This window comes from Candidatus Accumulibacter sp. ACC007 (assembly GCF_907163205.1).
GTDB classification, from domain to species: Bacteria; Pseudomonadota; Gammaproteobacteria; order Burkholderiales; family Rhodocyclaceae; genus Accumulibacter; species Accumulibacter regalis.
In genome coordinates this window covers 235,045-248,992 of the sequence record NZ_CAJQUD010000009.1, presented here as the reverse complement: position 1 = coordinate 248,992, position 13,948 = coordinate 235,045, and the positions used below count along the sequence as shown (strand labels likewise).

Annotated in this window: 14 protein-coding genes; 11 read left to right on the top strand and 3 right to left on the bottom strand. The window is 63.5% G+C overall.

Going from position 1 to position 13,948, the window contains the following annotated elements:
• The first annotated feature begins 10 nt into the window (after positions 1–10).
• The 11 genes from QZ634_RS18890 (at position 11) to motD (ending at position 12,210) form a co-directional block, all read left to right on the top strand.
• Entirely contained in the window at positions 11–949 is a 939-nt protein-coding gene (locus QZ634_RS18890) for a chemotaxis protein (protein ID WP_291991096.1), read from the top strand.
• Positions 950–970: 21 nt separating this feature from the next.
• On the top strand, positions 971–1,360 hold the full coding sequence (cheY, locus tag QZ634_RS18885; RefSeq protein WP_291991034.1) for a chemotaxis response regulator CheY: 390 nt from the start codon (positions 971–973) through the stop codon (positions 1,358–1,360).
• Position 1,361: 1 nt separating this feature from the next.
• On the top strand, positions 1,362–2,225 hold the full coding sequence (cheZ, locus tag QZ634_RS18880) for a protein phosphatase CheZ (protein ID WP_291991033.1): 864 nt from the start codon (positions 1,362–1,364) through the stop codon (positions 2,223–2,225).
• Positions 2,226–2,235: 10 nt separating this feature from the next.
• Entirely contained in the window at positions 2,236–4,188 is a 1,953-nt protein-coding gene (locus tag QZ634_RS18875) for a chemotaxis protein CheA (protein ID WP_291991032.1), read from the top strand.
• A gap of 177 nt (positions 4,189–4,365) precedes the next feature.
• Positions 4,366–5,505: a flagellar biosynthesis protein FlhB gene (gene flhB / locus QZ634_RS18870; protein WP_291991031.1), complete on the top strand. Its 1,140-nt coding sequence runs from the start codon at positions 4,366–4,368 to the stop codon at positions 5,503–5,505.
• The gene (gene flhA, locus QZ634_RS18865) at positions 5,498–7,585 is read left to right on the top strand and encodes a flagellar biosynthesis protein FlhA (protein ID WP_291991030.1); all 2,088 of its coding nucleotides are present in this window, start codon (positions 5,498–5,500) and stop codon (positions 7,583–7,585) included. Before flhB ends, flhA begins: the two co-directional genes overlap by 8 nt.
• Entirely contained in the window at positions 7,582–8,976 is a 1,395-nt protein-coding gene (flhF, locus tag QZ634_RS18860) for a flagellar biosynthesis protein FlhF (protein ID WP_291991029.1), read from the top strand. The genes flhA and flhF overlap by 4 nt, the downstream gene beginning before the upstream one ends.
• Positions 8,969–9,853 carry an AAA family ATPase gene (locus QZ634_RS18855; RefSeq protein WP_291991028.1) on the top strand — a complete coding sequence of 295 codons (885 nt, stop codon included), beginning with the start codon at positions 8,969–8,971 and terminating at the stop codon, positions 9,851–9,853. The genes flhF and QZ634_RS18855 overlap by 8 nt, the downstream gene beginning before the upstream one ends.
• A 19-nt stretch (positions 9,854–9,872) precedes the next feature.
• The gene (locus tag QZ634_RS18850; RefSeq protein WP_291991027.1) at positions 9,873–10,619 is read left to right on the top strand and encodes an RNA polymerase sigma factor FliA; all 747 of its coding nucleotides are present in this window, start codon (positions 9,873–9,875) and stop codon (positions 10,617–10,619) included.
• Positions 10,612–11,352 (top strand): flagellar motor protein, encoded by a 741-nt coding sequence (locus tag QZ634_RS18845; RefSeq protein ID WP_291991026.1) that lies wholly within the window; start codon positions 10,612–10,614, stop codon positions 11,350–11,352. Before QZ634_RS18850 ends, QZ634_RS18845 begins: the two co-directional genes overlap by 8 nt.
• A gap of 3 nt (positions 11,353–11,355) precedes the next feature.
• Positions 11,356–12,210, top strand: coding sequence for a flagellar motor protein MotD (gene motD, locus QZ634_RS18840; RefSeq protein WP_291991025.1), 855 nt, complete (start codon positions 11,356–11,358; stop codon positions 12,208–12,210).
• A gap of 15 nt (positions 12,211–12,225) precedes the next feature.
• Here motD and QZ634_RS18835 read toward each other — a convergent pair whose 3' ends face one another.
• The 3 genes from QZ634_RS18835 to flgA all read right to left on the bottom strand — a co-directional run bounded on the left by QZ634_RS18835 (position 12,226) and on the right by flgA (position 13,810).
• Positions 12,226–12,696 carry a flagella synthesis protein FlgN gene (locus QZ634_RS18835; RefSeq protein ID WP_291991024.1) on the bottom strand — a complete coding sequence of 157 codons (471 nt, stop codon included), beginning with the start codon at positions 12,694–12,696 and terminating at the stop codon, positions 12,226–12,228.
• Between the two features lie 29 nt (positions 12,697–12,725).
• Positions 12,726–13,013, bottom strand: a complete 288-nt coding sequence (gene flgM / locus QZ634_RS18830) for a flagellar biosynthesis anti-sigma factor FlgM (RefSeq protein ID WP_291991023.1) — start codon at positions 13,011–13,013, stop codon at positions 12,726–12,728.
• A gap of 92 nt (positions 13,014–13,105) precedes the next feature.
• Positions 13,106–13,810 carry a flagellar basal body P-ring formation chaperone FlgA gene (flgA, locus tag QZ634_RS18825; protein WP_291991022.1) on the bottom strand — a complete coding sequence of 235 codons (705 nt, stop codon included), beginning with the start codon at positions 13,808–13,810 and terminating at the stop codon, positions 13,106–13,108.
• Positions 13,811–13,948: the final 138 nt, after the last annotated feature.

Sequence of the window (13,948 nt, the reverse complement as noted above, 5' to 3'; positions counted from 1 at the left end):
ATCATAGATGATGGATTTGGCAGAAAGAAAGGGCCTCCTCGAGGGGGTGGACGCGAGGACGCTGGTCGCCGGTTCCAACAAGATGGAGATTCTCCTCTTCTCCCTGGGGACGCGCGAGACCTTCGGCATCAACGTCTTCAAGGTACGCGAAGTCGGGCGAACCCCGCACATCACCCGGACCCCGAACATGCCACGCGGCGTCGAGGGTCTGATTTCCCTGCGTGGCAATGTCATTCCGGTGTTGTCACTGATTTCCTTCCTCGAACCCAGGGAGCCATCGCCGGAGCATGGCCGGACGATGATGGTCGCCGAGTATTCGAAGCGCACCCTTGGCTTCCTGGTGCACGAGGTCGATCGCATCATCCGCGTTGACTGGGAGAAAGTGAAGGCACCGGAAAGCGTCCTGGCGACCAATCAGGGATTGATCACGGCGATCACCGAACTCGACGATGGCAAGCTGGTGTCGATTCTCGACGTCGAGCAGATTCTCGCCAATGCCTTTGGCGAGGCGCTGATCGTCGATATCCGGCGCGCCAACGTCGGCGAGGATGTGGGAATATTCTTCGCCGACGATTCGATTGTCGCCCGACGCAAGATCGTCGAGGTGCTCGACCGGCTGGGCGTCAAGCACAAGCATGCGACCAACGGTGCCGAAGCGTGGAGCCGTTTGCAGGCCATCGCCGCACACGCCAGCCAGATCGGGGCCACCGTGCGCGACGAAATCCGGCTGATCCTGGTCGATGCCGAAATGCCCGAGATGGACGGCTACGTGCTGACCAAGAACATCAAGGGCGATGCACGCTTCGCGGGCATCCCGGTAGTGATGCACTCATCGTTGTCGTCGCAGGCCAATCATGCGATGGGCAAGGCGGTGGGCGTGGACGCCTACGTGGCCAAGTTCGACGCAGAAATCCTTGCCGACACCTTGCGCCCCTTGCTCGAACGTTAGAAGAAGATTCAGGAGTAGAGAATGGCTGACCCAAAAATGAGAATTCTGGTGGTGGACGATTTCTCGACGATGCGGCGAATCGTCAGAAATCTTCTCAAGGAACTGGGCTTCTCCAACGTCGACGAGGCAGAGGATGGCGCGATCGCACTTCAGAAGCTGCAAAGCGGTGGCTTCGAGTTTGTGGTGACCGACTGGAACATGCCGAACATGGACGGCCTGCAACTACTGCAGGCGATTCGCAGCTCACCGACGCTGAAGCACTTGCCGGTGATGATGATCACCGCCGAAGCGAAGAAGGAAAACATCATCGCTGCGGCACAAGCGGGGGCCAGCGGCTACATCGTCAAGCCCTTCACCGCAGCAACACTGGCCGAGAAGCTGCAGAAGATTTTTGACAAGATGGGTGGCTGAGATGAGCGACTCCAATGGTTCGGGGGACTCGAGAGAACTCGAAGCCCTGTTTGACAGCATCGCCTCGGGAGCCGCCTCGAGCGGCGCCGAGCCCCCACCGGCGGCGCCTGCCAAGCCGTCGCTGATGCAGCAATTGCGCGAGGTCGAGGCCGAGGTGGACGATAGCGAGGAGTTGCAGGCCTTGTTCGAGGCGGTCGTCGCGGCGCGAGGTCAAGGCAACGCGGCGTCCGCAGTCGAAAGCGGCGAACAAGGCACAGGTGACGACAAGGTGTTTCGCCGCGTTGGCCAGATGGCCAGGCAGTTGCACGACACGCTCGGCGAACTCGGCTATCACGAACTCCTCGGCAGCGCCGCCGCCGCCATCCCCGACACCAGGGAGCGTCTCAACTACGTCGCCACGCTTACCGAAAAGGCGGCTTGTCGGGTATTGAATGCGACCGATATCGCCAATCCTCTGCAGGAGCAACTCGAGGCGAGTTCGGCAGCTCTGGCCGCGAAGTGGGATGCGCTGTATGCCAAGCAGATGAGTGTCGATGCGTTCAAACAGCTGGCCGAAGAAACGCGCTCCTTTCTGAAGCAGGGTCTGCCGCAGAAAACCGAAGCGACCAGGGCGCAGTTGCTGGAAATCATGATGGCGCAGGACTTCCAGGATCTGACCGGACAGGTGATCAAGAAGACCATTGCCGTGGCGCAGGAGCTGGAAGCGCAACTGGTGGGCGTGTTGATCGAAAGCATGCCTGGCGAGCGACGCACCGAATCGGTGATGAGTCTGCTCAACGGGCCGGTGATCAACGCCGAAGGGCGAAGTGACGTGGTGGCCACGCAGCAACAGGTCGACGATCTGCTCGGCAGCCTGGGCTTCTAGGAGACACGAGATGAGTGATTTTGCCGGGATGGAAGATCTGTTGCAGGACTTCCTGCAGGAAGCCGGTGACCTGCTGTCGGATGTGGACAACAAGCTCGTCGATCTTGAAAGGACTCCCGGCGACAGTCGTTTGCTGAACGACATATTCCGCGGCTTTCACACCATCAAGGGCGGCGCCGGCTTTCTCAACGCCGGCGAGCTGGTGAAGCTATGCCACTTGACCGAGAATCTTTTCGACAAGCTGAGAAACGGCGAGCAGACGCTGACCCCGGAGCTGATGGATACCATCATGGCCGCGACACAGGGGGTTCGCAACATGTTTGGCGAGATCGCCCAGGGACGACAACCCGACCCGGCGCCGGCGGCAGTCAGCGGCAGTCTGCGCGCCGCACTGGCAGGGAAAGTCGCCGAGCCGGTTGCGCCTGCGGCGCCCGTTCCCGCCCGGGAAGCGCCGGCGGGCCCTGACTGGCAGCTGCTCTACGAGGCTCTGGTCGGCCCGCAGGATCTGCCCTTTGCGGTCACGCCGCCTGGCGCGTCACTTGCCACGCCGCCGCCGGCCGCCGCCGTCGCAGTGGCGCCAGTGCGGTCGGTACTGTCAGTGCCGCCGCCAGCGAACGCCGTGGACGCCGCCAGGCTGCAGCCACACTTTCCACCGGAAGGCCGCCGCGCGGCAGACAGGCCAGGGGCGATCGCCAGTGCGGCCCCTGCCGGCCGGCGTGCCGACGAAAGGGCTGCCGTTCGCGAGACCACCATTCGTGTCGATACCGCGCGCCTCGACCAGGTCCTCAACCTGTCGGGAGAGATCGGCCTGACCAAGAACCGGCTGACCAGCCTGCGCGCCGACATCATCGCCGGCAGAACCGATGCCGATACGCTGCAGGCACTCGACCAGGCGGTCAGCCAGCTCGATCTGCTGGTCTCCGATTTGCAGAACTCGGTGATGAAGACGCGCATGCAGCCGATTGGTCGCCTGTTCCAGAAATACCCGCGCATTGCCCGTGACCTGGCACGGCAGCTGGGCAAGGATGTCGAGCTGGAGCTGGTCGGTGAAGAGACCGAAGTCGACAAGACGATGATCGAGGACCTGGCCGATCCGCTGGTCCACCTGATTCGCAACGCCGTCGATCACGGCGTCGAGACGGCCGAGCAGCGGCAGGCCGCCGGCAAGCCGGTGAAGAGCGTCGTTCGCCTCGAAGCGCGTCAGGAGGGCGATCACATCGTGCTGATCATTGCCGACGACGGACGCGGCATGAGCCCGGAGAAAATCCGCGCCAAGGCGATCGAGAAAAACATCATCGGCGAAGAAGAAGCCAATACGCTGGACGATCGGCAGAGCCTGAACCTGATTTTCCTGCCCGGCTTTTCGACCATGGCGCAGGCTTCGGCGGTATCGGGCCGGGGCGTCGGAATGGACGTGGTCAAGACCAACATCCAGAAACTCAACGGCTCGATCGAGATTCGCTCCGAGCTTGGCAAGGGGTCGGTGTTCAGCATCTCGCTGCCCCTGACCCTGGCCATTCTGCCGGTGCTCCTGGTGCTGCTCGGTGATCAGCCCTTCGCCCTGCCGCTATCCATGGTCAGGGAGATTCTGCCCATCGACCACGAGAGAATGCAGGAAGTGGGCGGCAAGGAGACGCTTGTCGTCCGCGGCGAGATCCTGCCGGTGATCGCGCTGTCACGCCTGCTCGGCTGGCCGCAGCTTGCGCGCCCCGAGTATGGGGTCCTGATGCAGACGGCAGAGCGCAGCTTCATTCTGGCGGTCGACAATTTTGCCGGCCGTGACGATGCGGTGATCAAGGCGCTTGACGATTTCCGTCCGCGCGGAGTGGCCGGCGTGACGACGCTGTCGAACGGGCAGATCGTGTTGATCCTGGACATGAAGGAGCTACTCAGCGATCTGTCGGCCCATAACGACCGCGATGCGCGTGGCGCACCGACCAGGGCGCTCGAATTTCTCGCGTAAAACCCTGTATCAGCAGGCATTTTTTCGGGGGGCTACGGCCCCCTGTTTTTTTTTGCGCGTCCGCAACAATTGTTGCAGGCGCGCTACTATCCGAGAATCGGTCTAAATAAAACCTCATACCTCTCTATTTATTAATGTTTTTTCCTATAATAGCCACGAGTACACTGGGAACTCGATATGGCAGAGGAAAGCGACCTCGAAAAAACCGAAGCGGCATCGGCACGGCGCCTTGAGCAGGCGCGTGAGGAGGGGCAGGTTCCGCGCTCGCGCGAGATCGGCACGTTCCTCGTACTGATGGTCGGCGCGGCGGGCTTCTGGCTGATGGGGCCGTGGATGGTCGAGCGTGTTGCCGGTTTTTTCCGCCGCGGTCTGGTGCTCGACCACGGTCTGGCCACCGAGCCGACGCTGATGCTGGTTCGCCTCGCGGATATCTCGCTCGACGCGTTGTTGTCCTTCGCGCCGATGTTCGCGGCGCTGATCGTCGCCGCGCTGCTGTCGCCGTTTTTTCTCGGCAGCTGGAACTTCTCGCCGAAAGCGCTGCAACCCGACCTGAGCCGCCTCAATCTGCTCAAGGGCCTGGGGCGTGTGCTGTCATGGAACGGCCTGGTCGAGCTGGTCAAGGCGGTGGTCAAGTCGTCGCTGGTCGGCGGCGTTGCGGTGCTCGTCCTGTGGAGCGAGAGTGGCCAGCTGCTGGCCATGTTCGCGCAATCGATCGAGGTCTCCCTGGCCAGCGCCGGACACCTGCTCAGCTTCAGTTTTCTGGCCATCGTTTCGGCCATGCTGTTGATCGTCGCCGTAGACGTTCCCTTCCAGATCTGGCAGTACCACGACAAGCTCAAGATGACTCGTCAGGAGGTCAAGAAGGAAGGCAAGGAACTGGAGGGCAACCCTGAAGTCAAGAGCCGCATTCGCCAGCTGCAGCGCGAGGCCGCCCGCAAGCGAATGATGTCGGCAGTGCCTGCCGCCGACGTGATCGTCACCAACCCGAGTCACTACGCGGTGGCGCTGGCCTACAAGGCCGGCATGGGGGCGCCGAAACTGCTGGCCAAGGGAATGGGCGAGGTGGCGCTCAGAATCCGCGCGATAGGCGCCGAGAACGCGGTGCCGATGGTCGAGGCTGCGCCCCTGGCGCGGGCGCTCTATCGCCACGCCGAACTCGACGAGGAGATTCCGGCCGCCCTCTATGCGGCCGTCGCCGAGGTGCTGGCCTACGTCTATCAGCTGAGCAGCTGGCGCGCGGCGGGTGGCGTCTATCCGCTGCCGCCGCAAGAAATCGTCGTCCCGGCCGAACTCGTCCCGGAGGCCCTGCATGGCTAACGCCGGGGTCATCGCGGTGCAGGATCTCTTTGCCCGCTTCGCGCAGCGGCAGCTGGCGGGTCCGGTGCTGATCCTGGCGATTCTGGCGATGATGGTCTTGCCACTGCCGCCTTTTGCGCTGGATCTCTTTTTCACCTTCAATATCGCCATTTCGGTGATCGTCATGCTCGTTGCGATGAGCGTGATGAAACCGCTGGACTTCTCCGTTTTCCCGACCGTGCTGCTGGTCACCACCCTCCTGCGCCTGTCACTCAACGTCGCCTCGACGCGCGTCGTGCTGCTCGAAGGGCATACCGGGCCAGGCGCTGCCGGACAGGTCATCGAAGCCTTCGGACATTTCCTGGTCGGCGGCAACTATGCCGTTGGCCTGGTGGTGTTCACGATTCTGGTGATCATCAACTTCGTGGTCATCACCAAGGGCGCCGGTCGCGTCGCCGAAGTGGCGGCGCGCTTCACGCTGGACGCCATGCCCGGCAAGCAGATGGCCATCGATGCCGACCTCAATGCCGGACTGATCGGTGAGGACGAGGCGCGCAAGCGACGCGCGACGATCGCCGAAGAAGCGGACTTCTTCGGGTCCATGGACGGTGCCTCGAAGTTCGTTCGCGGCGACGCCGTGGCCGGCATCCTGATCATGTTGATCAACGTCGTCGGCGGGCTCTTCGTCGGCGTCCTGCAGCACGACATGGACATCGCGGCGGCGGCCAAGACCTATACCTTGCTGACCATCGGCGACGGTCTGGTGGCGCAGATCCCGGCGCTGATCATCTCCATTGCCGCGGGCATGGTGGTGACCCGCGTCGGTGACGACCAGGACGTTTCGCAGCAGTTCATCGCGCAGCTTTTCACGAATCCCAGGCTGATCTTCCTGACCGCCGGAATCATCGGTCTGCTGGGCCTGATTCCGGGTATGCCGAACTTCGTTTTTCTGCTGCTGGCCGTCATTCTGGCAGCCATCGGCTGGCGCCTGGAGAGGGGCGAGCGTGCCGTCGCACCACTACCGGTCGCTGCTGCGCCGCTACCCGCAAGGGAAGCTCAGGAGGCGAGTTGGGCCGACGTCACGGCGCTCGACATTCTTGGCCTCGAGGTCGGCTATCGCCTGATTCCGCTGGTCGACAAGTCACAGGACGGCGAGTTGCTGCGTCGTATCCGTGGCATTCGCAAGAAATTCGCTCAGGAGGTCGGCTTCCTCGTTTCCCCGGTGCACATACGCGACAACCTGGAACTGAAACCGAATGCCTACAAGATCCTGCTCAAGGGCGTCGAAATCGGCGCCGGAGAAGCGTTTCCCGGGAATCTTCTGGCCATCAATCCCGGTCGCGTCGCTGGCCAGGTGCCGGGAACGGCGACCAAGGATCCCGCCTACGGCCTGCCAGCGGTGTGGATCGAGCCTGCCTTGCGGGAGCAGGCGCAGGCCTACGGATACACCGTCGTCGATGCCAGCACGGTCACCGCGACGCATCTCAATCAGCTGATTCTGTCGCACGCCGCCGAGCTTCTCGGGCGCCAGGAAACGCAGGCGCTGCTCGATCACCTGGCCAAGGAAATGCCCAAGCTGGTCGAGGACGTGGTGCCCAAGCTGCTGACCATCGGCGTTTTCCAGAAGGTCTTGCGCAACCTGCTCGAAGAGGGCGTGTCTCTGCGCGACATGCGCACGATCATCGAGACCCTGGCCGAAGTCGCGCCGCGCTCGCAGGACGCCGAGGTGCTCACCGCGCAGGTGCGCATTGCCCTGGGTCGTTCCATTGCCCAGGAACTGTTCCCGGGCGGGGCTGAAATGCAGGTCATGTCGCTCGATCCCCAACTCGAGCGGATTCTTCTCCAGGCGGTTGCCGGTGGCGGTGACGGCGCCAGTATCGAACCGGGCCTGGCCGATACGCTGCTGCGCGAGGCGGTCGCTGCGGCGCAGCGACAGGAAGAGGTGGGATTGCCGACCGTTCTGCTGGTCCCCGGAAATCTTCGTACGCTCCTGTCCCGCTTTCTCCGGCGGAGCATCTCGCAGCTGAAGGTGCTGGCGCACGGCGAAGTGCCTGAAAACAGAATCATCAGAGTTACCTCGATTATTGGAGGCAGGGTATGAACGTCAGGAAATTCATCGCCGCGACCGCGCGAGACGCATTGCGCAAGGTCAAGGAGACCCTCGGGCCAGACGCGATCATTCTCTCCAATCGTGGAATTCCGGGAGGCGTCGAGATCATGGCGGTTGCCGCCCGTGACATGGAGATGATCGTTCCGACGGCGGAGCGCGAGCCAGCGCCACGGCGCCGGGATGCTGCCCCGGGTCCGTCGTCCGAGGCGGCTGTTGGGCGCCCGGCGCCCGCCGTACCGATGCCGGCAGTCTCAGCCGGGCGAGCGCCGGAGAGGGCGCCGGAGAGGGCGCGCGCCGGCCAGCCGCCGCTGCGCCCGTCGCCACCATTGACGGTGCGCGCCAAGCCGCAGCTCGATCTGCCGCGAGCGGCGCCGCGGAATACACCGCCGACGGCGGCCGAAGTCGTTCCGGCGGCGGTCATGGACGAGATTCGCTCGTTGCGGAAAATCGTCGAGCAGCACCTGGCCGGTCTGGCCTGGGGCGAGTCGGCGCGCGCCGAGCCGGTGAAGACCGAAGTCCTCCGCCAACTGCTCGACGCCGGCTTTTCGCCGCAGTTCGCCCGCGACCTGATTGTCGATCTGCCGCGCGACCTCGACGCCGGGCAGGCGCTGGGCTGGGTAAAGGGGGGGGCCGATCGTGGCCTGTTGACCACCGACAGTGAGAGCGACATCGTCGACCGTGGCGGCATCTATGCGCTGGTCGGGCCGACCGGTGTCGGCAAGACGACCACTACCGCCAAACTCGCCGCCCGTTGCGTCCTCCGTCACGGCGCCAGGAAGCTGGCGCTGGTGACCACCGACGGTTATCGGATCGGAGCGCACGAACAGCTGCGTATCTATGGGCGGATTCTCGGCGTGTCGGTTCATCTCGCCAGGGACGCCGCCGACCTGCGCGCGACGCTGCAGGATCTGCAGCACACGCACATGGTGCTGATCGATACCATGGGCATGAGCCAGCGCGATCGCCTGGTCAGCGAGCAGGTGGCGATGTTCGGTGATAACGACGTCAAGTCGCTGTTGCTGCTCTCGGCGACCAGCCGTGGGGATACGCTCGATGACGTGATCAGGGCGTACAACGGACTGCAGAATCTCGCCGGTTGCATTCTCACCAAGGTTGACGAAGCCGCGAGTCTGGCGTCGTCGCTCGATGTCATCATCCGTCATCGCTTGCGCCTGTACTACGTCTCGAACGGACAGAGAGTGCCGGAAGACCTGCACCTGCCCAATCGCCCTTATCTGGTGCACCGTGCGTTCAGGGACTTGCCGGAGACCTCGCCACACCGTCTCGCCGGTCTCGAGCCCGGCCTGATGATGGCCAGCGCTGCGGCCAACGCGGCCAATGCAGCCAACATCGTCTCTGCCGGAGGAACGCAGCGTGGCTAATCTTCGCGGCGACCAGGCGGCCGGGCTGCGGCGCCTCTTCAGCCGCCCGCGGCTACGCATCGTTACCTTTGCTGCGGGTGGCGTCGGCGTTGGCAAGAGCATTGCGGTGGCCAATCTGGCGGCTTGCCTGGCGCGCCAGGGCAAGGAAGTCCTGGTCGTCGACGAGAATACGGACGACAGCGTTGCCGCTTACTACGGCGTCCTGGTGCGGCACGATCTGCAGCAGGTCGTGCATCGGGAAAAGTCGCTCGCCGAGGTGATCCTTTCGGTGGCGCCAGGAGTGCGCGTTCTGCCCGCCGCCAAGGTGGTCAAACGGCTCGCCAGTCTGAGCGCTGCCGAGCAGCGCATCCTGGTCGACAGCCTTGGCCACATCGGCCGGCCTGCCGATGTCGTTCTCGTCGATGCCTCGCTTGATCATCCGCTCGGCTTCTCGCCACTTGGCCTTGCGGCGCACGATACGGTGATCGTCGTCTCGCCGAATGGCGCTGCGATCACCGACGCCTATGCGCTGATCAAGAAAGTCAGCCTGGGTTACTCGCGCAAGAACTTTCGCATCCTGGTGAGCAAGGCGCGGGCAGCGAGCGACGCGCAGGCGGTGTACGACAACATCGCCGAGGTCGCCCACAGCCGCCAGCTTGCCCGCCTCGACTATGCCGGTCACGTACCGCTCGACGAGTCTCTGCGGCAGGCTTCGAGGCTTTGCCAGCCGGTCGCCGGGCTGTTTCCGGATGCCCCCTCGGCGCGGGCCTATCAAAGCCTGGCCAGTGCTCTGCTCAACTGGCCGAACGGCGACGCCGATGTCCGCGGCCTCGAACATTTCGTGCAACAACTGCTACACTTGAGCCAACGTATAGACCCCACAGCTATCTACGCCTGATAGCGCTCTCCCGGAATGCATGTATAACGCTGCTGGTCAGATCAACAAGGAGCAGCTGGTCCAGCGCTTCGCGCCAATGGTCAAGCGCATCGCTTGCCATCTGATGGCGCGCCTGCCGGCCAGCGTTCTGCTCGACGACCTGGTGCAGAACGGCATGCTCGGCCTGCTCGACGCGATTGGCCGTTTCGAGGCCGGCGTGGGAGCGCAGTTCGAAGCCTATGCGGCGCAGCGGGTACGTGGCGCGATGCTCGACGGCCTGCGCGAGAACGACTGGTTGCCGCGCAGCCTGCGCCGCAGCTGTCGCCTCATCGAGGCGGCCATCACGCAGCTTGAACAGGAGACGGGACGGGCGCCAAGCGAAAAGGAGCTTGCCGACTCGCTGGGAATGACGCTGGCCGATTATCAGACGATGTTGCAGGACGCTCGCGGACACCAGCTGGTCTATCTCGAAGACCTCGTCAGCGAGGATGGTGAGGACTTTCTGGAGCGACATCGGGTTGAAGAGAGCAGCGATCCGGCGCAGCTTTTCGAGGAGGAAGGTGTCCGTCAGGCCCTGGTACAAGCCATTGCCGATCTGCCCGAGCGTGAAAAGCTGATGATGGCTCTCTACTACGAACAGGATCTCAATCTGCGCGAAATCGGTGAAGTGATGGGGGTCAGCGAATCACGCGTCTGCCAGCTGCACAGCCAGGCGGTGATGAGGCTGCGCACGCGCCTGGCGGGAGCTGCGGCCACGAAGCGAAAGAGAGCCAGGAAGAATGGATAGGACCAGCGTACTCGGCTTGCTGATCGGCGTGCTGGCGATCGTCGGTGGGCAGATTCTCGAGGGGGGTCACGTCGCTTCCCTGTCGCAGCCGACGGCGCTGCTGATCGTCGTTGGCGGTACGCTGGGCGCGGTCATGTTGCAGAGTCCGTATGCGACATTCGTGCGCGGCATACGCATGGCGAAATGGGTCTTTCGGCCGCCAGTCTCGGATCCGCAGCAATTGATCGAGCAGATTTCGAGCTGGAGCCAGATCTCCCGGCGCGAAGGTCTGCTGGCCCTCGATGCGGTGGTCAACGAACTGCAGGACGAGTTTACGCGCAAGGGACTGCAGCTGCTCGTCGATGGTGCCGAGCCGGAGCGCCTGCGCGAGGTCATGGAAGTGGAGATCAGCACCTTCGAGCAGGAAATGAAGCTCTCGGCAAAAATCTGGGAGGCGGCTGGCGGCTATTCGCCGACCATCGGCATCCTCGGTGCGGTGATGGGCTTGATTCACGTGATGGAGAATCTCTCCGACCCGTCGAAGCTGGGCGCCGGCATCGCCGTCGCCTTCGTGGCGACGATCTATGGCGTTGGCTTGGCCAATCTGGTCTATCTGCCGATGGCCAACAAGTTGAAGGCGCACATCAATCGCCTGCTCACCCAGCGCGAAATGATCGTCGACGGCCTTGTCTGCATCGCCAATGGCGACAATCCCCGCATCATCGAAAGCCGCCTGCGCGGCTACATCTTCTGATCGATGGCGCGTCGAAAGCACGTCGAAGAGCACGAGAACCACGAGCGCTGGCTCGTTTCTTACGCCGATTTCATTACCCTTCTCTTCGCTTTCTTCGTCGTGATGTACGCACTTTCGTCGGTGAACGAGGGCAAGTATCGAATCCTCAGCGATTCGATGGTCAGTGCCTTTCGCAATGTGCCGGTCAACAGCGTCGGCCAGCTGGCGGTGATCCTGCCGACACCGGCGCCGGTGAACAAGCCCAATCTGGCCAGCAAGACGCAGGAGGCGGTTCGCCAGAAACAGCGCGAGAGCATGCGCAGTATTGCCAAGGACATCCTCGAGGTGATGGCGCCACTGGTCGAACAGGGGAAGGTGCGGGTCCTTGAAACCAGTCGCGGCGTGACCATAGAAATCAACGACAGCATCCTGTTCTCGCCAGGCCAGGCCCTGATTCAGCCGCCTTTGGCCAGAGCCATGGAGGCCGTGGCCGCGGTGCTGGTCGGAACCGATTTCCCGATTACCATCGAAGGACACACCGACGATGTGCCGATCAGCAACGCGCAGTTCCCTTCGAACTGGGAGCTTTCGGCCGTGCGCGCGACCACCGTTCTGCGTTTGTTCGCTGCTGCCGGCATTGCGCCGCCACGCCTGACGGCGATTGGCTATGCCGATACGCGTCCGGTCGAGCCGAATGTACTGGCGGACGGGCGGGCACGCAATCGTCGGGTCTCGATTCTGATCGACTCGGCGATCCCCGAAAAAGGCACCGAGGTCAATCTACAGGGGCAGGGGCAGGGCGAGGCCACCGAGGTGGCCGCTGATCCGGCGCCACCGGCAGCAGCAAGCGCGCTGGTGCCGCCGCTGCCGGCGCGCTAGGCGGGTTCCCGGCTTTCAGGCGCTGTCGCTGATGCGCCGGGTGCTGGGCGGCGCGCTTTGTCCGTCCGGACCATACAGATTGCCGGCCGCGGCGTTGCTTCCCAGGAGCACTTCGAGTGCCTGCGCATTGCTCTGCAGGCGTTCCTGGATCAGGTCGCCGTTCACCCGATTCAGTTCGCGTGCCTGCGCGGCGACGGCGAGCAACGACGACCAGGCGTTACGGGTACTTGTTTCCTCGGGGTGCGCTGCGAACCAGGCAGCAATGCCTGCGCGATCGCTGGCTGCGCCGCTGGCGGCGAGCAGACGACTGCGTCTCGCGGCGAGCGCTGCCAGTTCGGCCGCGACCTTGTTTTTCTGGCGCACCAGATCGAGTAGGTCGTCTACTTCACCTTTGACCAGCATCTGCTGCTCGCGCTCGAGGAAGGCGAGAAAGCATTGCGCTGCGGCGATCTCGCTGTCGACGGTCTGTGCAAGTTCGGCTGGCACGGGGTTTTCAGCCATTGGCCTGGCGGTGGTCAGCCTTGCCGTTGCGAACTGATCAGTTCGCTGGCCGACTCGATCAGGCGGTCGGCAACGGCTTCGGCGTTGATCGTGAACCGGCCCTCGGCGATGGCCTGTTTGATTTCGGCAACGCGCGTGGCATCGAAGGCCGGGGTGTCCCCGGACGAATGCAGATGCGTTGCCAATTCACTGAGATGGACCTCGGCTGCCGCGCTGCTGGTCGCTTTGCTGACGCTGCCGCGATTACGGGTGTCATTGCTGACCGTGGTGCTGGCCGTCGTGCTGGTGCTGTCGATCTTCACGGTGTTGCCCCTTGAGCGGTTGTTCTCAATTCATCTATCGGCGCAGAACGACAAAACTTTAACATTATTTTCAGCGACATCCTGCAGATAGCTCAATAGGTCACTTCGACGACGCCGCCGGGACGTGCAACACCGCTGACCACCTGCCCGGAGGCGGTGCGCACCTGGGCGATCTGGCCGTCACTGGCGTTGTTGAGGGCCTTTCCCTCGTTGCTCACGGAGAAGCCGGCGCCGGTCGACTGCAACTTGACGCTTTGTCCCTGCTGCACCGCCCAGGGGGCGGTGAGCAGGTCACTGCGCAGGGGTTGGCCAGCCGCGACGCCGTTCTTGACCGTTTTTCCGATCGCCTGTGCCAGGTCGGTGACGACGCTGGCCGGCAGCGAGCCGAGGTCGCCCCTCTGTGCAAAAACGTCGGCGGCGCTGATCACCTGGCCGCGATTGAGCTGCCGCGCGGTGACCAGGTAGCTTCCGGCGATGCTGATCTGCACCGGCACGTAGATTGTCCATGCGTCGGGGGCCAGGCAGCGCACGCCGACGGTGGTTCTTCCCCAGAGTCGGCTGCCTTGCGGCAGGAAGGGCTCGTAAGCACTGCACGACGCCTCCTGCGCGTGCTGGTCGAGACGGCCGACGCTGTAAGTCACCTTGCCCGGCAAGCCCTGTGTCTGGATGTGCAGATAGTTGACCACAGCAGCGCTCAGTGAGGTCTGTGCGGCCACCCCGTTGCTCGCGGCAACGACTAGAACGAGCAGCAGTTTCGCAAGGCTGGCGGAATGCTTGACGCGGTCAGAGTTAGGCATCCCGCCATTCTGCCTGATTCCGGGCGGCTCGCGAAGCCGGCCGGCTGCGCGTGCCTGCCGGTGCGGGCGGCAAAATTTGCCGACCATCCGGCAAATGCCGCTTGGCCGCTGCGCCGGCGCGAAGGCGATCCTGCTGTC